Genomic DNA, 18,226 nt, shown 5'->3' with positions numbered 1-18,226 from the left:
ATAGCCGCAGCAGTAGCGGTCTTGGGAAAGGGTTGCAATTGGCCAAGGAACTGGATGTCTCGGACTACATCATCGCCCCCGATCCCGGCGCGGACCGCCTGACCCGCGCGGTCGAGGGCGTGGACCAGAATGGAGAGGTCAGCCAGATCTCGGTTGTCGAAGAGCGCCCTTTGACGATTTTCCTGAATTCCCAGGAAATCGTGACCGCAATGACCATAGGCGACTATCCGGAATATCTGGCGCTGGGGTTCCTGCGCAATCAGGGCATGTTGCTGGATGATGATCAGATCACGCGGGTCGATTATGACGACGATCTGGAAACCGTGATCGTCCGCACCGCGCGCGAGACGTCCTACGAGGACAAGCTGAAGAAAAAGACCCGCACCAGCGGTTGCGCAGTCGGCACCGTGTTCGGCGACATGATGGAGGGGCTCGAGGATGTGCGCCTGCCGCAAGTTCATGTGCGGACATCATGGCTGTATGAGCTGGCGGCCAAGATCAACCGAACCCCGTCGCTGTATCTTGAGGCCGGGGCGATCCACGGAACGGTTCTGTGCCTTGAAAACCGCCCTTTGGTCTACATGGAGGATGTCGGCCGCCACAACGCTGTCGACAAGATCGCGGGCTGGATGCTGTCCGAGGGTGAGGCGGCGGAAGACAAGATCCTCTACACCACTGGCCGTCTGACATCCGAGATGGTGATCAAGACGGCGATGATGGGCATCCCAGTGCTGGCCTCCCGTTCGGGCTTCACCGCATGGGGCGTCGAGATCGCGCGCGAGGTCGGCCTGACCCTGATCGGCCGCATGCGCGGTCAGCGGTTTGTGTGTCTGTCGGGCGAGGACCGGTTGCTGCGCGATGTGGACCCGGCCAGCGTGGCGGTTGAGGATAAGAAGCATCGCAGGAAGAGTGCGGAGTAACCATGTCGGAAAACTTGTTAATAGTGCCGTTGATCTTGGGGCCATTCGTGGTTTTTGGCATAGCAGGATTTTGGATTGCGGCCCGGCTTTGGTGGCCTCTTTTGGCAAGACTCGACATACCCCGGCGCAACCGAAGAGTGTCACGAAATCTGTTGTTTTCAGGATGCATGAACGGCACGCCGGAAATAATTTCAGAACTGAAAAGATGTAGACGCGCTTTCGCAGTTTTGTTTTCCGTATTCTTCGTATTTTCCTATTTTTTCTTCGGATTTTACGCCGCGATGTTATTTTTGACCTTCTTTGTCGTCAATTTCCTGACGACGCGGCCCCATGAACTCCCGGAGATCTCCACATGACTCGCCCTCTCGGAGTTATCCTCGCAGGCGGCCTTGCCACCCGGATGGGCGGCGGTGACAAAGGTCTGTTGCAGATCGGCGGGCAAAGCCTGCTGTCCCATGTGATCGACCGGCTGGCCCCGCAGGTGGATGGCCTTGCGCTGAATGCCAATGGTGATCCGGAACGGTTCGCTGATCTGAACCTGCCCATTCTGCCTGACACGATCGAAGGGTTCGCGGGGCCTTTGGCGGGCGTTTTGGCCGGGCTCGACTGGGCAGCCACGCAAGGGGCTGACTGCATTGTCACCGCTGCCGCCGATACTCCGTTTTTCCCGCGCGATCTGGTGATGCGGCTGAGCGACGCTGCCCAGGGGCAAGCGCTTCCGCTGGTGCTGGCCACCACGCCACGCACCGGGGATGAGGCGTTGAAATCCGGTGGTGGAAAACGGGTCAATCGGCACCCGACCTTTGGTCTCTGGCCCGTGGCATTACGCGACGATCTGCGGGATGCGCTGAATGACGGTCTGCGCAAGGTCGTGCTGTGGACCGACAAACATGACGGGCGCGAGGCGCTGTTCCCGGCCGATCCCTTTGATCCGTTCTTCAACGTCAACACACCCGACGATCTGGCGCGGGCGGAACAACTGCTGGAGCAGGCATGAAGGTTTACGGCGTCACCGGCTGGAAAAACGCGGGCAAAACCGGGCTGATGGAACGGTTGGTGACTGAGATCACCGGGCGCGGCTTTACCGTCTCGACCCTGAAACACGCCCATCACAATGTCGATGTCGATCAGCCGGGCACTGACAGCTATCGTCACCGCGTTGCGGGCGCGTCCGAGGTTCTGCTGGCCTCGGGTCAACGCGTCGCGATCATGCAAGAGCTGCGCGGCGTGCCCGAGCCTCCATTGAATGAGTTACTAGAGCGACTGTCGCCAGTCGATCTGGTGTTGATCGAGGGGTTTAAAAGCGAGGCCCACCCCAAGGTCGAAGCCTATCGGGCCGTGGCCGCGAACCCGTTGATGGCGCCTGAGAACGCGACGATCCGCGCCGTCGCAAGTGACACGCCGCTCGATGTGGCTGTGCCGGTCTTTGACCTGAATGACACCGCAGCCATCGCCGATTTCATTCTGCAAGAGGTTGGTTTGTGACCGGTTTCGATAGTTTTGCCATGGTCGATTGGTCCGGTGGCAACGACACCGGCCTTTCCGAACGCAAGGATGCCATCTGGGCCTGTGTGGTGTGTAAGGGCAGGGCGGAAGAACCGACATACCTTAGAAACCGCAAGATTGCCGAGCAATGGCTGCACGACCTGATTGCGGATGAGATTGCCTCAGGACGGCGGCTGTGTCTGGGGTTCGATTTCCCCTTTGGCTATCCCAAAGGGTTCGCCCGTGCGCTGACCGGATCGGATGATCCGTTGCGGTTGTGGGACTGGTTCGAGAGCCGGATCGAGGATTCGCCAAAAGCCAACAACCGGTTTGATCTGGCCGGAGAGATTAACCGCCGTTTTGGCGGTAAGGGTCCGTTCTGGTTCAATGGCCTGCGGCGTGGCATTGACGGTCTGCCCAAAAACAAGGCGGACTATCACAACCCATTTCCCGAACGCCGTTGCGTCGAACTGAACCCCGAAACCAAGGGCAGCTTTACGTGTTGGCAAATGGGCGGGGCCGGTGCTGTGGGTGGTCAGGTCATGACTGGCCTGCCGGTTCTGGCCCGTCTGCGCCGCGCATTTACCGGACAAATCTCGGTCTGGCCGTTCGAGCCGCTGGACACCCCGGTCGCCTTTGTGGAAATCTGGCCCTCGCTTACCCTGGGGGCCGGGCCGAAAGACCGGATCAAGGACGCCTGGCAGGTGGAACAGGTTGCCCTGTCACTGGCCGGGATGCGACCCGAGGAATTGGCGAACCATCTGAACGTCAACGCAGCAGAGGAAGGCTGGATTTTGGGAGTGTCACAACGCAAGCCGGATATTGCCCCACCGCCCCTGCGCAACGATTGCTTTGCTTTGCCTGCCGGGGTGAGCTGGACGCCGGTGGATGACGCGCTGGCCCTGCTGCGCCAGCGGCTGACGGTAGTTGTGCCTGTTGAAACAATTGCGCTCCCGCAGGCTATGGGGCGCATTCTGGCAGAGGATATCATCGCTAAACGCTCGAACCCGCCGCAACCGAATACGGCCGTTGACGGCTATGGATTTGCGGGTGCGATGCCCGAGGGTGCGCAGGTGATGCCATTGCATCCGGGCCGCGCGGCTGCGGGTATCCCGTTTGATGGCACGGTGCCGCATGGCCATGCGCTGCGGGTGTTGACCGGCGCGGCGTTGCCTGCGGGTGTGGATACGGTCATTCTAGAAGAGGACGTGACCGTACAAGATGACCACATCGCTTTTCACGGCCCCCTGAAACAGGGTGCAAACACCCGCCGTGCAGGTGAGGACATGACCGCGGGCGATCTGGTTCTGTCTGCCGGGCGAAGGTTGACGCCCGCCGATCTGGCGTTGTTGTCGGCTACCGGAATTGCAAAAGTTCCAGTGCGCAAGACGCTGCGTGTGGCGGTGCTGTCGACCGGTGATGAACTGATCGAACCCGGAGACAAGGCCGGGCCAGGCCAGATATTCGATGCCAACCGCCCGATGCTGCTGTCACTGATCGACCGCATGGGGTTTCAGCCGGTGGATATGGGGCGGGTTTCTGATGACCGGGAAGATTTGCGCGATCGCCTGAATGCGGCGGCGGAACAGGCGGATGTAATCCTGACCAGCGGTGGCGCGTCAGCCGGGGATGAGGATCACGTCTCGGCTCTGTTGCGAGAGGCGGGGGCGATGCAGGAATGGAGGATTGCGCTCAAACCGGGGCGGCCGTTGGCTCTGGGATTGTGGGAAGGCACACCGGTCTTTGGCCTGCCGGGTAATCCGGTTGCGGCTAAAGTCTGCACCCTGATCTTTGCGCGCCCGGCTTTGGGTCTGATGGCGGGTGAGGGCTGGCAGGACCCACAGGGGTTCGATCTGCCCGCCGCCTTTGAAAAACGCAAGAAACCGGGCCGCCGCGAATATCTGCGCGCCCGAGTGCGCGATGGCCGGGTCGAGGTGTTTGCCTCTGAAGGATCGGGCCGGATCAGCGGGCTCAGCTGGGCCGAAGGGCTGGTCGAAATCGAAGACGGCGCGCGCCATATCAAACCGGGCGATATAGTCCGGTTTATCCCCTACGGCAGTTTCGGCCTTTAGTCGAAGGTTCCAGCCACACGCCCCAGTAACATGAAGGCTCGCGCTGTTCGGGTCTCACCCAATGCGGTCAGGTCGGCATCGCTGGCCTCAGGTTCAAAAGCCACGATCATGTGGTCAAAGCGGCGCAGAAAGTGATGTGCGGCGTCGCGAAAGATCGGGTCCTGCTTCATCCGCGCCGCCGTCAGCGCAAGCGACGACCGATCCCGAATGCCGCCCAAAGCCGCCACCGAGCGACCACGGGCACCCTGCGCGAATTGCCGCCAGATCTCGGGGCGGGACATGTCGGGGCGCAGGTCATCCATATAGATGCCTTCCTGGCTGAGCAGCGTCAAAACGTCCTGCGAAGCTTGCACCAGTTGGGCGGTCTTGCGGTCCTTCAACGCCAGACGCAAGGCGTCGAACCCTTCGGCGTCATCCTGCGTTTCGGGAAAATTCAGCGCTCGGATGAAAATATCGGTGCTGAGTGGCGGCGCGATGTCCTCGGCCTGCGTACCCAGCTCCAACGAGGTTTGGTCGCCGGTTCCGTTTGACGCTGCCGCCCGCGCGGGTTCGCTACGTTTGGTCGAAAACGTGGCCAGTGTACTTTCTGTCTTTTTCGCGGATTCAGCGATTTCGTCCAACTTCTTGCTGACGGCCGGTTCGTGGGAAATGGCGGCCCGCTGTTGCTGGAGGACATAGGTCTGCCGGATCGCATCAATCGCAGTCTGCAGACGTTCGCTTTCTTCGCGCATGACGCGGCTGGCGCGCATCGCCGTAGCCGCGACCCAGATCATTGCTACCGGCATGAACACCGCCAGCAAGGTCACCACGAACCCACCGCCCTCGACGTCGTCGGGCAGCACCAGAAACACCACCGAAACCACCAGCCAGATCACGCTAAGCACGATGGCCGCAATCTCGATCTCGGTCACGGACGGCCGCGAGGGCTTGTCGTAAATACCCAACGACGTTGGCCGCTCGGCTTCCTGCTCTGGCGTGGGCTCGGACATGAAGGACGCTCCGGTCAGGCGTACTCGATACTCAGGACTTCGTAAGACCGCACACCGCCGGGGGTGCGGACTTCGACACTGTCACCTTCGTCCTTGCCGATCAGGGCGCGGGCGATGGGGGATTTGATGTTGAGCAGCCCGTTTTCAATATTGGCCTCATACTCACCCACGATCTGCCAGGTCTTTTCCTCGTCAGTGTCCTCATCGACCAGCGTGACCTTGGCGCCGAATTTGATCGCACCGGACAGCTTGGCGGGGTCGATCACATCGGCCAGCGACAGAATGCCTTCCAGCTCTTTGATACGACCTTCGATAAAGCCCTGCTTTTCGCGGGCAGAATGGTATTCGGCGTTTTCCTTCAGATCGCCCAGTTCACGGGCCGTAGCGATGGCCTCGATGATCGCAGGGCGCTCAACGGATTTCAGGTTTTTCAGCTCTGCCGCAAGCGCGGCATTGCCCGTAGGCGTCATCGGAATTTTTTCCATGGTCTTGTCGTCCACGCATAAATTGATGCGCCCCGCCGCATGGAACCAGCGTCGGGGCGAATTGATGGGTTGGCAAATACCTGACCCAAATGAGGCGTGAATTGCAAGAGGTCTTGGCCCCGCAGCGGGCGGATTACGGCCTATGTTGTTCGGGAAAAGTTTGAATCGCCAATACCCTGTCGCACTTCGCGCTCTCGGGATATTGGCGATAACGAGTTTGTAAGATGTTTCCCGGAACGCCCTAGTTGTAACTAATCACTTCGAATTCGATGCCATTGTCGTCGTCAAAGTAGAACCGTTTTCCGGGCTCATAATCCGCATGTGACTTGGGCGTGAAGCCGGCTTTGATCACTTGCTGCTCGGTGGCGTCGATATCTTCGACCAAAACACCCACGTGGTTCAGCCCTCCAATGATGTCGTAACTGCTTTCGCCGGATGGCTGCGGATCGCTGGGCGCATAGAGCGCTAGATAGGTATGCGCGCTGCCCACATGCACGGTATAGCCGCCCGCAATGGCCGGGCCTTCCCAGCGGGTTTTCCAACCAAACACCTTGTGCATCCAGGCGGCCGAAGCCTGCGGGTCGCGAACGGTGAAGTTGGTGTGTTCAAGCGTCGCCATCATGGGGTCTCCTTTGCGAATTGAGGCTTGTCACGACTCACTGTAATTTCTAAACCTAACTTTAGGTCAAGGGATTAAATGAGGATAATGGCAGTTTCCGAAGGGCTGGCAATTGGCGCATTGGCCCGGCGCACGGGGTTAGCTGTGTCGGCCATCCGGTACTACGAGGCGCAGGGGCTGATCGCGCCCTGGCGCAATGCGGGTGGGCAGCGGCGGTATCAGCGCGCTGATATTCGGCGGTTGAGTTTCATCATGATCGCCCAGCAGTTTGGCCTGACGTTGCCCGAGATCAAGGATGTTTTGTCCGACTTGCCTGGCAACCGCACACCAACGCCAAAGGATTGGCAGAAAATCAGTGTCGGGCTGCGTGACCGTCTGGATCAGCGAATCGCTACCTTGACGCGGTTGCGCGACAATCTGGATGGGTGCATCGGCTGTGGCTGCCTCAGCCTTCCGAAATGCGCCCTTTACAACCCGGACGACCGCGCCAAATGCCATGGTAGCGGTCCCAGGTACCTTATGGGGGACTCTCCCGATACATAACTGCCGCATTGCAGCAATGTTACGCCGTGTTTTGATTGACCAAGGTCTTAGCAACCATGTAATCAGCCGTGAAACAATATTGCGCCGACAGCATGTAGAAAGCGCCAATTCGGAAAGTTAGCTAAGGAGCCCGCGATGGCCGAGATTGAACGCGAAGCGATGGAATACGATGTGGTTATCGTGGGCGCAGGCCCGGCGGGCCTTTCGGCAGCCATCCGTCTGAAACAGCTGGACGCGGACCTGAACGTCGTTGTTCTAGAAAAAGGCTCGGAAGTGGGCGCGCATATCCTATCGGGCGCGGTATTGGACCCCTGTGGTCTGGATGCGCTGATCCCCGACTGGAAGGAAAAAGGCGCGCCGTTGAACACGCCGGTGACCGAAGACAATTTCTACATGCTGGGCGAGGCGGGTAAGATCCGTATTCCCAACTTCCCGATGCCGCCGCTGATGAACAACCACGGCAACTACATCGTCTCGATGGGCAATGTCTGCCGCTGGATGGCCGAACAGGCCGAGGAACTGGGCGTGGAAATCTTCCCCGGCATGGCGTGTTCAGAGCTGGTTTATGGCGACAACGGCGAGGTCAAAGGCGTCGTGGCCGGGGTGTTTGGCCTGGAACCCGACGGCTCATACGGCCCCAACACCGAACCTGGTATGGAGCTGCACGGCAAATATGTCTTCCTGTCCGAAGGCGTGCGCGGCTCGCTGTCCAAAGAGGTCATCGCCAAATATGACCTGCAGGCCGGCAAAGAGGTGCAGAAATACGGCGTCGGCATGAAAGAGATCTGGGAGATCGACCCCGCCAAGCACAAGGAAGGCACCGTCACGCACACGATGGGCTGGCCTCTGGGCAGCAACGCGGGCGGCGGGTCCTTTATCTATCACCTTGAAAACAATCAGGTCTATGTCGGGTTTGTGGTTCACTTGAACTATAAAAACCCGCATCTGTACCCATATATGGAGTTCCAGCGCTTCAAGCATCACCCGATGGTGGCCGAGCTACTGAAGGGCGGCAAGCGCGTGGCCTATGGTGCCCGTGCGATCACCGAGGGCGGCTATCAGTCTATGCCGAAACTGGCTGCGCCCGGGGTTGCACTGTTGGGCTGTTCGGCGGGCATGGTCAACGTGCCGCGCATCAAGGGCAATCACAACGCGATGCTGTCGGGCAAAGCCGCGGCTGAAGCCGCCTTTGACGCCATCAAGGCAGAACGCTCGGGCGATGAGCTGACCGATTACGAGACCGATGTGCGCAATGGCCCGATCGGCAGCGATCTGAAAAAGGTGCGAAACGTCAAGCCGATCTGGTCGAAATGGGGTCTGACTGCCAGCCTGATGCTGGGCGGCCTGGATATGTGGACCAACACGCTGGGCTTTTCGCTGTTGGGCACAGTGGGCCATGGCAAGAACGACGCGGATTCGACCGAAGAGGCCAGCAAACACAAGCCTATCGATTATCCCAAACCCGATGGCACGCTGTCGTTTGACCGCCTAACCAACGTCTCGTTTGCGATGACCAATCACGAGGAGAGCCAGCCCTGCCACCTAAAACTGGCGGACCCGGACATCCCGGTCAAAGTCAACCTGCCCAAATACGACGAACCGGCGCAGCGCTATTGTCCGGCGGGCGTGTATGAGATGGTCGAAGATGAAGGCAGTCCGCGCTTCGTGATCAACTTCCAGAACTGCGTCCACTGCAAGACCTGCGACATCAAGGACCCCAGCAAGAACATCACTTGGACCACGCCGCAGGGTGGCGACGGGCCAAACTATCCAAATATGTAAGCAAAAAACCGGGCACTGGCAGGGTCGTGAAGGCTCTGCCATTGCCTCTTGCCAGCCAAAGCCCTAGCTTGTTGCGCAGACAAGAATAGCAAGGCAGGATTTTGGTGATTTCTCTGGTTCGTCGCGCCGCAATGGCTGCGCTCTTCACCTCGTCGATTGTGCTTCCAGCTGTAGCGGATTCGGGGTCCGGTGCGTATTTGGCTGGCCGTCAGGCCATCTATCAAAACGATTATTCAGCCGCTGAGAAATACTATGCGCAGGCCCTGAAAGCCGATCCTGAAAATGCAGCATTGTTGGAAAGCGTGGTTGTCGCACGGCTGGCGCTGGGCGATGTGGCACGCGCGCTGCCTGTTGCGCAGATGATTGAGGATGCCGGTCTGCCCAGTCAGGCAGCAAGGATGGTGATCACCGCCAATCTGGTGGCCGACGGTAAACTGGATGAATTGCTGGCCCGTGATCCCGAAACGCAAGGCGTGGGGCCTTTGGTCGACGGTTTGGTACAGGGATGGGCATACATTGGCCAAGGGGCCATGACCCGCGCGATGGAGCAGTTTGACGAGGTCGCAACGCAGGATGGCTTGCGCGACTTTGCACTGTACCACAAGGCGCTGGCGCTGGCCTCGGTTGGCGATTTTGAAGGGGCCGAAGAAGTATTCACGGCCCATAACGGTGCGGTTGCCCGCTTTTCGCGACGGGCCGCTTTGGCCCGGGCCGAGGTTTTGTCGCAACTGGACCGCAATGAAGAGGCACAGCAATTTCTGGGTGAGGTATTTGCGGCCGGCAGCGACCCGTCGATCGAAGGTTACGTGGCGCGTCTGACAAATGGTGACACCCTGCCATTCACCCATGCTCAATCCGCGCAAGATGGCATGGCCGAGGTTTTCTTTTCCGTTGGCGCAGCGCTGAGCAATGAGGCGGCGCAGAACTATGTCCTGCTTTATGTGCGCACGGCTGCGTTCCTGCGTCCCGGACATGTGGATGCGATCTTGCTGAGTGCCGAATTGCTGGACGTGCTGGAGCAATATGATCTGGCCGTGGAAGCCTATCGTCAGGTGCCCGCCAGCAGCAGTGACTATCACGCGGCTGAACTTGGCCGGGCCGAGGTGCTTAGCCGGTCGGACAAAAAGGATGCTGCTGCCGAGGTGTTGCAGACCCTGGCCAGCCAGAACCCAAACCTGCCTAGCGTTCATGTAGCGCTGGCCGATCTGCAACGCCAGCAAGAAGAATACACCAGCGCTGTCGCGTCTTATGATCGTGCCATCGAACTGACCGAGGGTGGGAACTGGTTTTTGCACTATGCCCGCGGCATCTCGCACGAACGGCTCAAACAATGGGATCAGGCCGAGGCCGATTTCCGCCGCGCGCTAGAGTTGAACCCAGATCAGCCGCAGGTGCTGAACTATTTGGGATATTCCCTGGTCGAACGGCGCGAAAAACTGGACGAGGCGCTGAACATGATCGAACGCGCCGTCGCGGCGCGCCCCGACAGCGGTTATATCGTCGACAGTCTGGGCTGGGTCCTTTTCCGTCTGGGCCGCTATGATGAGGCGGTCGAACATATGGAGCGCGCGGTCGAGCTGATGGCGGTTGATCCAGTGGTGAACGATCATCTGGGTGATGTCTATTGGGCTGTGGGCCGCGCGCGCGAGGCTGAGTTCCAGTGGAAACGCGCCCTGTCCTTCATTGATCCTGAAGACACGGATGCCGAGGCTGATCCCGACCGTATCCGTCGCAAGCTGGAGATTGGCCTCGACGAGGTTCTGGCCGAGGAAGGGGCGGAACCGTTGAAGGTCGCCAATGGCAACTAAGGCCTTCGCGCCCGCCAAGATCAACCTGACTCTGCATGTGACCGGCCAGCGGGTTGATGGATATCACCTGTTGGATTCGCTGGTCGTATTTGCTGATGTGGGCGACAGGTTGCAGTTTACACCAGGCCCTGAATTGTCGATCTCAGTCACCGGAGAACACGCGGCAGGCGTGCCTGCGGACAGTCGCAATCTGGTCTGGAAAGCGGCCCAAGCCGCCGGGTGGACGGGCCATATCGATCTGAACAAGGTGCTGCCGCATGGTGGCGGGATTGGCGGCGGTTCGTCTGACGCCGCCGCGACCCTTTGGGCGTTGTCTGGTCAGGGGGTCAACATACCAGAGGACCTGCCTGTTTCTCTGGGTGCTGATGTACCTGTTTGCATGGCCGCCCAAGCGACACGAATGCAGGGAATTGGCGATAGGCTAACGTCCGTGTCCCTTCCGAATTTGCCCGCAGTTCTGGTCAACCCGGGTATTCCGGTGCCCACATCTTCGGTGTTCGAGGCATTGGCCCGGCGGGACAACCTGCCCATGCCGATTGATATCCCGGAATTCGAGAATGCCGGGGCCTGCGCCGAATGGTTGCGTGACCAGCGGAATGATCTGGAAATCCCTGCAATGGGCATCGCCCGCGAAATTGAGTTTGCGCTGGATTCACTGCGATTGACTACGCGGGCGCTGTTGGCCCGCATGTCGGGGTCAGGTTCGACCTGTTTCGCGCTCTATCCCACAATGAAAGACGCGCATTTCGCAGCGTACGAGATCGGCGCGGCCCATCCCGATTGGTGGTGCCGTGCGGTGCAGCTTAATTGAGGCGCGAAACCACGTAATCGGCCAGATCACGCAGCAGCTTGCGAATCTCATGATCGGGCAGGGGCGCCAGCGCATCCTTGGCCTTGGCGGCCCAGTCGAACGCATCTGACCGGGTGGCGTCAAGCGTGCCGTATTTTCCCATCAGGCTCAGCGCGTGGTCCAGGTCACCCTCTTCTTGGCGACCCCGGCCAATCGTGCGCTCCCAAAAGACATGTTCATCAGGGGTGGCTTGCGCCACGGCCTTGATCACCGGCAGGGTCAACTTGCGTTCGCGGAAATCGTCGCCGACATTTTTACCGGTGGCCTTGCTATCACCTTGATAATCTAGCAGATCATCAGCGATCTGGAAGGCAATACCCAAAGCATCGCCATAGTCATACAGCGCCTTGACCTGTTCCTCAGACGCTCCGGCGATTACACCGCCAACCTCGGTCGCGGCAGAGAACAGGGCGGCGGTCTTGCCGCGTACAACCTGCAGGTAAATCGCCTCATCCGTGCCCAGATCGGTGGCCGCGGTCATCTGCAACACTTCACCTTCGGCAATGGTGGCCGAGGCATTGGCCAGAATGTCCAGAACACGCAGTGACCCGGTCTCAACCATCAACTGGAAACTGCGGGAGAACAGGTAATCGCCCACCAGAACGCTGGATTTGTTGTCCCACAGCAGGTTCGCCGTTGGGCGGCCACGCCGCTGGGCGCTTTCGTCCACCACATCGTCATGCAGTAGGGTCGCCGTGTGGATGAACTCAACCGTCGCGGCCAGCCGCACATGGTGGTCGCCCGCGTAACCGAACAGACGTGCGGCCGCCAGGGTCAGCATCGGACGCAGACGTTTGCCACCGGCTTCAACCAGATGTGCTGTCACTTCGGGGATGCGCGGCGCGTGATCAGAGGCCATGCGCGTGCGGATCAGCTCATTCACCGCAGCCATTTCGCTGGTCAGAAGGTCGGCCAGCCGCTCATGCGGTTTCGTGATCGCGTCGATTTCCATCACACTCCTGATACAAGGCTCGACTTTCGACTTACCTTGCCCTTACATCCATCCCTATGAAAGAACTTTTGCGCAGCACCGATCCGACGATCCTGGCCTTTGCTTCGGCCCTTCTTGAGGGTGAGGATATAGACTGCTTTCAGATGGACGTAAATATGAGCATCCTCGAAGGAGGCATCGGAATCTTCCCCCGTCGTCTGATGGTGCGGGCTGATGACCTGACGCGGGCTGAACGGGTGATGCGCGATAATGAGATTCCGCTGGGTCGATGAGCCATTTGCCGGATAATGATCTGACCTGTAACGATTTTTTGAACGGCCGTGTGCGCCTGTGGCAACCGCGTTCGGGATATCGTGCGGGCGTGGACCCGGTCTTGCTGGCTGCCTCGGTTCCGGCGACACGTGGTCACACCGTGCTGGAACTGGGCTGCGGGGTAGGCGCCGCGATCCTGTGCCTTCTGGCGCGTGTGCCGGGATTGCAAGGGGTCGGGGTGGAATTGCAGGCCAGCTATGCCGCGCTGGCCCGTCGCAACGCAGCCGAGAACGCCGCGTCGTTTGAGGTGGTCGAGGCCGATCTTGCCGCCCTGCCTGCCGATCTGAAACAGCGCCAGTTTGACCATGTCATCGCCAACCCGCCCTATTACCGCGCCGGAGCGCACAGTGCCGCTGCGGATGACGGACGGGCAATCGCGCTGGGTGAGGGCACACCACTGGGTGTTTGGTTCGACACTGCGGCCAAACGTCTCGCACCGCGCGGCTATTTGCACATGATCCAAAAGGCCGACCGTTTGCCAGATATGCTTTTGGGCTGCACGGGGCGCCTGGGCTCAGTCGAGGTGTTGCCTTTGGCGGCACGCGCGGGTCGGGCTGCCGAATTAGTGATTTTACGCGCCAAAAAGGGCGGAAAGGCCGCGTTTCGGTTGCATGCGCCGTTGATTTTGCATGCAGGCGCGCGCCACGAAAAAGATGGTGAAAGCTACACACCGCAGGTTTCGGCGGTGCTGCGCGATGCGGCCGCCCTGCCGGGGTTGTCCGGCCAATAGGCAGTAACCAGCCGAATTTGTCGGATTTATTACAGAATCTGTGCGTATGCAGCGTGACAGGGTGGAAACGATGTGATCAACTTCTTACGTGAAACTCAGACACCAACAGAGGAGTATCGCCATGAGCGTGAGCGCACACCTGACCGAACTGAAGAAAAAGCACGAAACACTCGGTCTTGAAGTTGAACAAGCCCAACGCTCGCCTGGCATCGACGATCTCCATATTGCACAACTCAAAAAGCAGAAGCTTAAGCTAAAAGAAGAGATCGAGCGCCTGTCAGCCTAGCGACGCAAGCTCGCCCGCGCGGCAATGGCCGCGCCGCCAGTGATCAACACGGCCGCGATCGCCAGACCCCAGGACGGGGCGGCGATCCCGGCCCCAACCAAAGCCAGCGTAGACAACAGCGGTGCCGCGTAAGAAGCAGTACCGAGGATTTGTATGTCACCCTGCTTTACCCCGATATCCCACACATAAAACGCTAGACCCACCGGCCCCAGACCCAGTGCCACGACCGAAGCCCAGCCAAAGGCGCTGTCGGGCCAGATGGTTTCTTCAACAGCCAGATGCAGCGCGCCCGAGGCAATCGCCGCCGCGATGCAGAACACGGCGACCGAACTGGTTGGAGTGTCCCCCAAACGGCGCGACAGGACCGAATACCCCGACCATGTCAGCGCGCACAGCAGCGCCAGCCCATACCCCGGTAGATGAGCGGTCTGAACCCCTGCGCTACCGCCTCCTGCGATGATGATCGCAGCTCCGGCAAAGCCCAGACAGGCCCCAAACAGATGACTGATACGCAGATGCTCGCCCGGCAATAGCCCGGAAAACAGCACGATCAGCAGGGGCCAGAGATAGGCGATCAACCCAGCCTCAGCTGCTGGAGCCATGCGCAGGGCCGAAAAATACAAGGCGTGATAGCCGAACAGGCCCGCGGCACCGAACAGATACGTTGTCCAGGGCACCGCCTGTAATTGGGGCAAACCGCCGTTGGCCCATGTCCAGATCAGGCCCAGCGTACCGCCGATAGAAAAACAGATGGCGTTCAGCAAAAGCGGTGGGGTTGGGGTCGAGCCGACTGTGAGCAGCGCCAGTAAAGACCACAACAGCACAGCCACAAACCCAATCGCTGTTGCCTGAGATTTTGTCATAGGTCCGTGACCTTTTTCACCGATCTGCTTTGAAAGGATACAGCCACCGGGAAGACGTGCAATTCTTTAACTATCGGTTTCAGAACGCAAAAGGCCGATCCAAAAGGACCGGCCTGAATTGTTCGTGGGTCTGCAGATCAGACGAAGAACTGCGCACCGTTGGCCGAAATTGTAGAGCCATTGATGAACTGAGAATCGTCCGACGCCAGGAACGCCACGCAGCGCGCGATTTCCTCGGGTTCGCCCAGGCGACCGGCCGGGATTTGGCTGATGATGGAATCGCGTACTTTTTCCGGAACAGCCATGACCATCTCGGTCGCGATATAGCCAGGGCAGATCGCGTTGGCGGTGATGCCCGCACGCGCACCTTCCTGCGCCAGCGATTTGACGATGCCCAGATCACCCGCTTTGGTCGCGGCATAGTTCACCTGCGCGAACTGGCCTTTCTGACCATTGATCGAGCTGATGACGATCACACGGCCAAACTTGCGCTCGCGCATGCCGGACCATACCGGGTGGACGGTGTTGAAAACGCCGGTCAGGTTGGTGTCGATCACCTGATGCCACTGCTCAGGGGTCATTTTGTGGAACGGGGCATCGCGGGTGATGCCTGCATTGGCGACCACGATGTCGATCGGGCCAACTTCGGCTTCGACCTTTTCGATGCCCGCTTTCGATTCGTCATAGTCGGCCACGTTCCACTTGTAGGTGGCGATGCCGGTTTCCTCGGTGAATTTTGCGGCGGCTTCGTCATTGCCGGCATAGGTGGCTGCAACATTGTAGCCTTCGGCCTTGAGCGCCTTGGAAATTGATGCGCCGATGCCGCGGGAACCGCCGGTGACGAGTGCTGTACGTGCCATTGAGGAATCCTCCAATTAAGTCTGACTTGGTAATTCTGTTACTCTGAGAGAGATTGCTGCGCAATATCGTTTCGTCTTCGTTTTGATCTTTCTGTTCGGCGATATTGTCGCATCTAAGGGATAGGGCCCGAATGTAACAAAAAAGGGCGCCCAGTAGACGCCCTTTTCCATTTAGTTGTCAAAGCACTTAGTCGCGCTCCACACACAGGGCGACACCCATGCCGCCGCCGATGCAAAGGGTCGCCAGACCCTTTTTCGCGTCGCGGCGCTTCATTTCGAACAGCAGGGTGTTCAGAACGCGGCAGCCCGATGCGCCGATCGGGTGGCCGATGGCGATTGCGCCACCGTTGACGTTCACGATGGATGGGTCCCAACCCATGTCCTTGTTCACGGCACAAGCCTGCGCAGCAAAGGCTTCGTTGGCTTCAACCAGATCCAGATCGTCAACCGACCAACCCGCTTTTTCCAACGCTTTGCGCGAGGCATAGATCGGACCTACACCCATGATCGACGGGTCCAGACCTGCCGTGGCATAGGATGCGATACGAGCCAGAGGCTCGATCCCACGCTTTTCGGCGTTTTCGGCTGACATCAGCAGGGTTGCGGCGGCACCGTCGTTCAGGCCCGAGGCATTGGCTGCGGTGACCGAGCCATCCTTGGTGAAGGCCGGGCGCAGCTTGCCCATGGCTTCCATGGTTGCGCCGTGGCGGATGTATTCATCCTTGTCCATAACGATGTCGCCCTTGCGGGTCTTGATGGTGAAGGGCGTGATTTCGTCGGCGAATTTACCAGCCTTTTGCGCCGCTTCGGCCTTGTTCTGCGAGGCAACGGCGAATTCGTCCTGCATGTCACGGCTGATCTGCCATTTTTCAGCAACGTTTTCAGCGGTTTGGCCCATGTGATAGCCGTTGAAGGCATCCCACAGACCATCGCGGATCATCGTGTCGATATATTTCATGTCGCCCATCTTGTGACCGGCGCGCAGCGCGGCGGCATGGGGCGAAAGGGTCATATTTTCCTGACCACCGGCGGCCACGATTTCGGCATCGCCCAGCTGGATGTGCTGTGCGCCCAACGCAACCGCGCGCAGACCCGAGCCACACACCTGGTTGATGCCCCAAGCCGCGCTTTCTTGCGGCAGACCGGCATTGATATGGGCCTGACGCGCCGGGTTCTGGCCCTGTGCAGCCGTCAGTACCTGACCCATGATGGTTTCGCTGACTTCACCCTTGTCAACTCCGGCACGTTCTACAACTGCTTCGAGTACGGCAGTGCCCAGATCATGTGCGGGTGTGTTTGCAAACGAGCCGCCAAAACTGCCGACACCGGTACGGGCTGCAGATGCGATTACTACGTTAGTCATATAGACAATCCTTTACCATCAAGGTCCTGTGGGAACCGTGATGGCGCAGATCGCAGAGGTCCGGCCTCTAAGATCCAGAGCGCCTCATGATCCCCCGCTCCAACTGCTCATGGAATAGCGTAACGCTGCAATTGCAGCAACGGTCAGCTTGTCTCAGGTAAATTGGAAATGGATTCTATATCTTTAACTACCAGTTTTCTTAAGCTTTTTATCTTTCCAAGGGCCCGACACAGTGGGTGCGCCGAACAAAAACCCCTGCAAGCAGTCCACGCCATTGGCCACAAGGAATTCGGCATCGCCCCTGGTTTCGACCGATTCGGCGGTTACTAGAATTTCAAATTCCCGGGCCACAGCGACCAGTGCCCGGACCAACGCTTGATTGTCCGGGTTTTCGGAAACTCCGCGGACGAACTGACCGTCGATCTTGGCGGCATCAAACAAAAACTCGCGAAAGTGGCGGAAACTGAAATTGCTGGCACCGAAATCGTCCAGCGCAAACGCAACGCCGCGCGGTTGCAGCCGGTCCATGAAATCGATCACCAACTCGGGCACAGTCATGGCCGAACTTTCCGAAATTTCCAGGATCAACCGTTCGCCCAAATTGGCGTCTTTCTTGAGAAACCGATCTAACACCCGAGAATACCGCGCATAGCCGATCGAACGTGCGGACATGTTGATGGACAGGCGGATATCGGGGTTATTGATCAGTGTCCTCAACCCCATTTCCAATGCGACACAATCCAGGTCCCGCCCGATCGGGGTATTTTCCAATTGCGGCATGAAATCCCGTGCAGGAATAACCCGCCCGGTTTCGTCCAGCACCCGAATGAACCCTTCGTAGAACGCTACACCGAACGGTTGATGCGCCTGCATGACCGGCTGAAAGGCCAGTTTGCATTGTTTGTGCTTTACCGCCTCGGTCGCCATCTGAACCGAGGATTCGTCACGGGATGCGACGGCCGCGTTCAGCGGGCTTTCGGCACCCTCGGGCACATCTGCCTGTTTCCTGTCCCGCATGTCCTTGCCAAGCCCCGTAACGTCACCGGTCAGGGCCTTATTTCAAGGCAAAGGTATGAATCTGCGGTTAAGAGGGGCGAATTTGCCAGGTGTCAGCGCGCGGATTCCCAAACCCGTCCAAGTACAGCGGCGGCGCCGACCACGGCTCCCATGAAGCCCAGTGCAAGCATGACAAAGCCCAATGCAACGATGGTTGAGGGGCCACCCGTCAGTGCCGTCAACATGGCCAAAGCCAGACCGATCAAACCAAGTGTGGTCGATACTGTCATCAAACGGGTCATGGCGGCCTC

Annotated in this window: 20 protein-coding genes; 11 read left to right on the top strand and 9 right to left on the bottom strand. The window is 59.2% G+C overall.

Going from position 1 to position 18,226, the window contains the following annotated elements; genetic code table 11:
• The first annotated feature begins 32 nt into the window (after nt 1-32).
• The 4 genes from ACR0JB_RS12330 to ACR0JB_RS12315 all read left to right on the top strand — a co-directional run bounded on the left by ACR0JB_RS12330 (nt 33) and on the right by ACR0JB_RS12315 (nt 4,477).
• The gene (locus tag ACR0JB_RS12330) at nt 33-920 is read left to right on the top strand and encodes a formate dehydrogenase accessory sulfurtransferase FdhD (RefSeq protein ID WP_480789964.1); all 888 of its coding nucleotides are present in this window, start codon (nt 33-35) and stop codon (nt 918-920) included.
• A 352-nt stretch (nt 921-1,272) separates the two neighbouring features.
• Nucleotides 1,273-1,917, top strand: coding sequence for a molybdenum cofactor guanylyltransferase MobA (gene mobA / locus ACR0JB_RS12325; RefSeq protein WP_170506910.1), 645 nt, complete (start codon nt 1,273-1,275; stop codon nt 1,915-1,917).
• Nucleotides 1,914-2,405 carry a molybdopterin-guanine dinucleotide biosynthesis protein B gene (gene mobB, locus ACR0JB_RS12320; RefSeq protein WP_170506907.1) on the top strand — a complete coding sequence of 164 codons (492 nt, stop codon included), beginning with the start codon at nt 1,914-1,916 and terminating at the stop codon, nt 2,403-2,405. Before mobA ends, mobB begins: the two co-directional genes overlap by 4 nt.
• Nucleotides 2,402-4,477: a molybdenum cofactor synthesis domain-containing protein gene (locus ACR0JB_RS12315; protein WP_367648262.1), complete on the top strand. Its 2,076-nt coding sequence runs from the start codon at nt 2,402-2,404 to the stop codon at nt 4,475-4,477. Before mobB ends, ACR0JB_RS12315 begins: the two co-directional genes overlap by 4 nt.
• Here the strand turns inward: ACR0JB_RS12315 and ACR0JB_RS12310 are convergent.
• The 3 genes from ACR0JB_RS12310 to ACR0JB_RS12300 form a co-directional block, all read right to left on the bottom strand.
• Nucleotides 4,474-5,466 (bottom strand): hypothetical protein, encoded by a 993-nt coding sequence (locus tag ACR0JB_RS12310; protein WP_170350677.1) that lies wholly within the window; start codon nt 5,464-5,466, stop codon nt 4,474-4,476. The genes ACR0JB_RS12315 and ACR0JB_RS12310 overlap by 4 nt on opposite strands.
• 14 nt (nt 5,467-5,480) lie before the next feature.
• On the bottom strand, nt 5,481-5,951 hold the full coding sequence (greA, locus tag ACR0JB_RS12305; protein ID WP_058282071.1) for a transcription elongation factor GreA: 471 nt from the start codon (nt 5,949-5,951) through the stop codon (nt 5,481-5,483).
• Between the two features lie 241 nt (nt 5,952-6,192).
• The gene (locus ACR0JB_RS12300) at nt 6,193-6,573 is read right to left on the bottom strand and encodes a VOC family protein (RefSeq protein ID WP_170350675.1); all 381 of its coding nucleotides are present in this window, start codon (nt 6,571-6,573) and stop codon (nt 6,193-6,195) included.
• An 84-nt stretch (nt 6,574-6,657) separates the two neighbouring features.
• Here ACR0JB_RS12300 and soxR point away from each other — a divergent pair, with 84 nt between their 5' ends.
• The 4 genes from soxR to ACR0JB_RS12280 all read left to right on the top strand — a co-directional run bounded on the left by soxR (nt 6,658) and on the right by ACR0JB_RS12280 (nt 11,514).
• Nucleotides 6,658-7,113 carry a redox-sensitive transcriptional activator SoxR gene (gene soxR, locus ACR0JB_RS12295; protein WP_170350673.1) on the top strand — a complete coding sequence of 152 codons (456 nt, stop codon included), beginning with the start codon at nt 6,658-6,660 and terminating at the stop codon, nt 7,111-7,113.
• Nucleotides 7,114-7,248: 135 nt separating this feature from the next.
• Nucleotides 7,249-8,895: an electron transfer flavoprotein-ubiquinone oxidoreductase gene (locus ACR0JB_RS12290; protein WP_480789953.1), complete on the top strand. Its 1,647-nt coding sequence runs from the start codon at nt 7,249-7,251 to the stop codon at nt 8,893-8,895.
• 131 nt (nt 8,896-9,026) lie between these two features.
• Nucleotides 9,027-10,703, top strand: coding sequence for a tetratricopeptide repeat protein (locus ACR0JB_RS12285; protein WP_170397364.1), 1,677 nt, complete (start codon nt 9,027-9,029; stop codon nt 10,701-10,703).
• Nucleotides 10,693-11,514 (top strand): 4-(cytidine 5'-diphospho)-2-C-methyl-D-erythritol kinase, encoded by an 822-nt coding sequence (locus ACR0JB_RS12280; protein WP_170350670.1) that lies wholly within the window; start codon nt 10,693-10,695, stop codon nt 11,512-11,514. Before ACR0JB_RS12285 ends, ACR0JB_RS12280 begins: the two co-directional genes overlap by 11 nt.
• Here the strand turns inward: ACR0JB_RS12280 and ACR0JB_RS12275 are convergent.
• A complete protein-coding gene (locus ACR0JB_RS12275; RefSeq protein WP_170397126.1) occupies nt 11,507-12,505 on the bottom strand; it encodes a polyprenyl synthetase family protein in 999 nt (332 codons plus the stop codon). The genes ACR0JB_RS12280 and ACR0JB_RS12275 overlap by 8 nt on opposite strands.
• A gap of 56 nt (nt 12,506-12,561) precedes the next feature.
• On the opposite strand from ACR0JB_RS12275, the gene ACR0JB_RS12270 reads away from it, so the two are divergent.
• The 3 genes from ACR0JB_RS12270 to ACR0JB_RS12260 all read left to right on the top strand — a co-directional run bounded on the left by ACR0JB_RS12270 (nt 12,562) and on the right by ACR0JB_RS12260 (nt 13,833).
• The gene (locus ACR0JB_RS12270) at nt 12,562-12,777 is read left to right on the top strand and encodes a putative signal transducing protein (RefSeq protein WP_037316655.1); all 216 of its coding nucleotides are present in this window, start codon (nt 12,562-12,564) and stop codon (nt 12,775-12,777) included.
• On the top strand, nt 12,774-13,547 hold the full coding sequence (locus ACR0JB_RS12265) for a tRNA1(Val) (adenine(37)-N6)-methyltransferase (RefSeq protein ID WP_170397128.1): 774 nt from the start codon (nt 12,774-12,776) through the stop codon (nt 13,545-13,547). The genes ACR0JB_RS12270 and ACR0JB_RS12265 overlap by 4 nt, the downstream gene beginning before the upstream one ends.
• A gap of 121 nt (nt 13,548-13,668) precedes the next feature.
• Nucleotides 13,669-13,833, top strand: a complete 165-nt coding sequence (locus ACR0JB_RS12260) for a YdcH family protein (protein ID WP_170350663.1) — start codon at nt 13,669-13,671, stop codon at nt 13,831-13,833.
• Here ACR0JB_RS12260 and yddG read toward each other — a convergent pair.
• The 5 genes from yddG to ACR0JB_RS12235 form a co-directional block, all read right to left on the bottom strand.
• The gene (gene yddG / locus ACR0JB_RS12255) at nt 13,830-14,696 is read right to left on the bottom strand and encodes an aromatic amino acid exporter YddG (protein ID WP_170397130.1); all 867 of its coding nucleotides are present in this window, start codon (nt 14,694-14,696) and stop codon (nt 13,830-13,832) included. The genes ACR0JB_RS12260 and yddG overlap by 4 nt on opposite strands.
• A 137-nt stretch (nt 14,697-14,833) precedes the next feature.
• Complete coding sequence (phbB, locus tag ACR0JB_RS12250) at nt 14,834-15,556, bottom strand: acetoacetyl-CoA reductase (RefSeq protein ID WP_170397131.1); 723 nt, start codon at nt 15,554-15,556, stop codon at nt 14,834-14,836.
• A 187-nt stretch (nt 15,557-15,743) separates the two neighbouring features.
• Entirely contained in the window at nt 15,744-16,919 is a 1,176-nt protein-coding gene (locus ACR0JB_RS12245; protein WP_170397134.1) for an acetyl-CoA C-acetyltransferase, read from the bottom strand.
• 183 nt (nt 16,920-17,102) lie between these two features.
• Nucleotides 17,103-17,936 carry an EAL domain-containing protein gene (locus tag ACR0JB_RS12240; RefSeq protein ID WP_170397136.1) on the bottom strand — a complete coding sequence of 278 codons (834 nt, stop codon included), beginning with the start codon at nt 17,934-17,936 and terminating at the stop codon, nt 17,103-17,105.
• A 92-nt stretch (nt 17,937-18,028) separates the two neighbouring features.
• A complete protein-coding gene (locus ACR0JB_RS12235; RefSeq protein WP_170350656.1) occupies nt 18,029-18,217 on the bottom strand; it encodes a hypothetical protein in 189 nt (62 codons plus the stop codon).
• Between the last annotated feature and the right edge of the window lie 9 nt (nt 18,218-18,226).

Source organism: Ruegeria sp. BI7, assembly GCF_056537925.1.
Note: the sequence above shows the minus strand (reverse complement) of the source record. Positions and strands in the feature narration are given on the sequence as shown.

Bases quoted from the DNA above. Each gene is read 5' to 3' on its own strand.
- mobA (WP_170506910.1), top strand. From the start codon at position 1,273: ATGACTCGCCCTCTCGGAGTTATCCTCGCAGGCGGCCTTGCCACCCGG.
- mobB (WP_170506907.1), top strand. From the start codon at position 1,914: ATGAAGGTTTACGGCGTCACCGGCTGGAAAAACGCGGGCAAAACCGGG.
- ACR0JB_RS12310 (WP_170350677.1), bottom strand. From the start codon at position 5,466: ATGTCCGAGCCCACGCCAGAGCAGGAAGCCGAGCGGCCAACGTCGTTG.
- greA (WP_058282071.1), bottom strand. From the start codon at position 5,951: ATGGAAAAAATTCCGATGACGCCTACGGGCAATGCCGCGCTTGCGGCA.
- ACR0JB_RS12300 (WP_170350675.1), bottom strand. From the start codon at position 6,573: ATGATGGCGACGCTTGAACACACCAACTTCACCGTTCGCGACCCGCAG.
- soxR (WP_170350673.1), top strand. From the start codon at position 6,658: ATGGCAGTTTCCGAAGGGCTGGCAATTGGCGCATTGGCCCGGCGCACG.
- ACR0JB_RS12290 (WP_480789953.1), top strand. From the start codon at position 7,249: ATGGCCGAGATTGAACGCGAAGCGATGGAATACGATGTGGTTATCGTG.
- ACR0JB_RS12285 (WP_170397364.1), top strand. From the start codon at position 9,027: ATGGCTGCGCTCTTCACCTCGTCGATTGTGCTTCCAGCTGTAGCGGAT.
- ACR0JB_RS12280 (WP_170350670.1), top strand. From the start codon at position 10,693: ATGGCAACTAAGGCCTTCGCGCCCGCCAAGATCAACCTGACTCTGCAT.
- ACR0JB_RS12275 (WP_170397126.1), bottom strand. From the start codon at position 12,505: ATGGAAATCGACGCGATCACGAAACCGCATGAGCGGCTGGCCGACCTT.
- ACR0JB_RS12270 (WP_037316655.1), top strand. From the start codon at position 12,562: ATGAAAGAACTTTTGCGCAGCACCGATCCGACGATCCTGGCCTTTGCT.
- ACR0JB_RS12265 (WP_170397128.1), top strand. From the start codon at position 12,774: ATGAGCCATTTGCCGGATAATGATCTGACCTGTAACGATTTTTTGAAC.
- ACR0JB_RS12260 (WP_170350663.1), top strand. From the start codon at position 13,669: ATGAGCGTGAGCGCACACCTGACCGAACTGAAGAAAAAGCACGAAACA.
- yddG (WP_170397130.1), bottom strand. From the start codon at position 14,696: ATGACAAAATCTCAGGCAACAGCGATTGGGTTTGTGGCTGTGCTGTTG.
- phbB (WP_170397131.1), bottom strand. From the start codon at position 15,556: ATGGCACGTACAGCACTCGTCACCGGCGGTTCCCGCGGCATCGGCGCA.
- ACR0JB_RS12245 (WP_170397134.1), bottom strand. From the start codon at position 16,919: ATGACTAACGTAGTAATCGCATCTGCAGCCCGTACCGGTGTCGGCAGT.
- ACR0JB_RS12240 (WP_170397136.1), bottom strand. From the start codon at position 17,936: ATGCGGGACAGGAAACAGGCAGATGTGCCCGAGGGTGCCGAAAGCCCG.
- ACR0JB_RS12235 (WP_170350656.1), bottom strand. From the start codon at position 18,217: ATGACCCGTTTGATGACAGTATCGACCACACTTGGTTTGATCGGTCTG.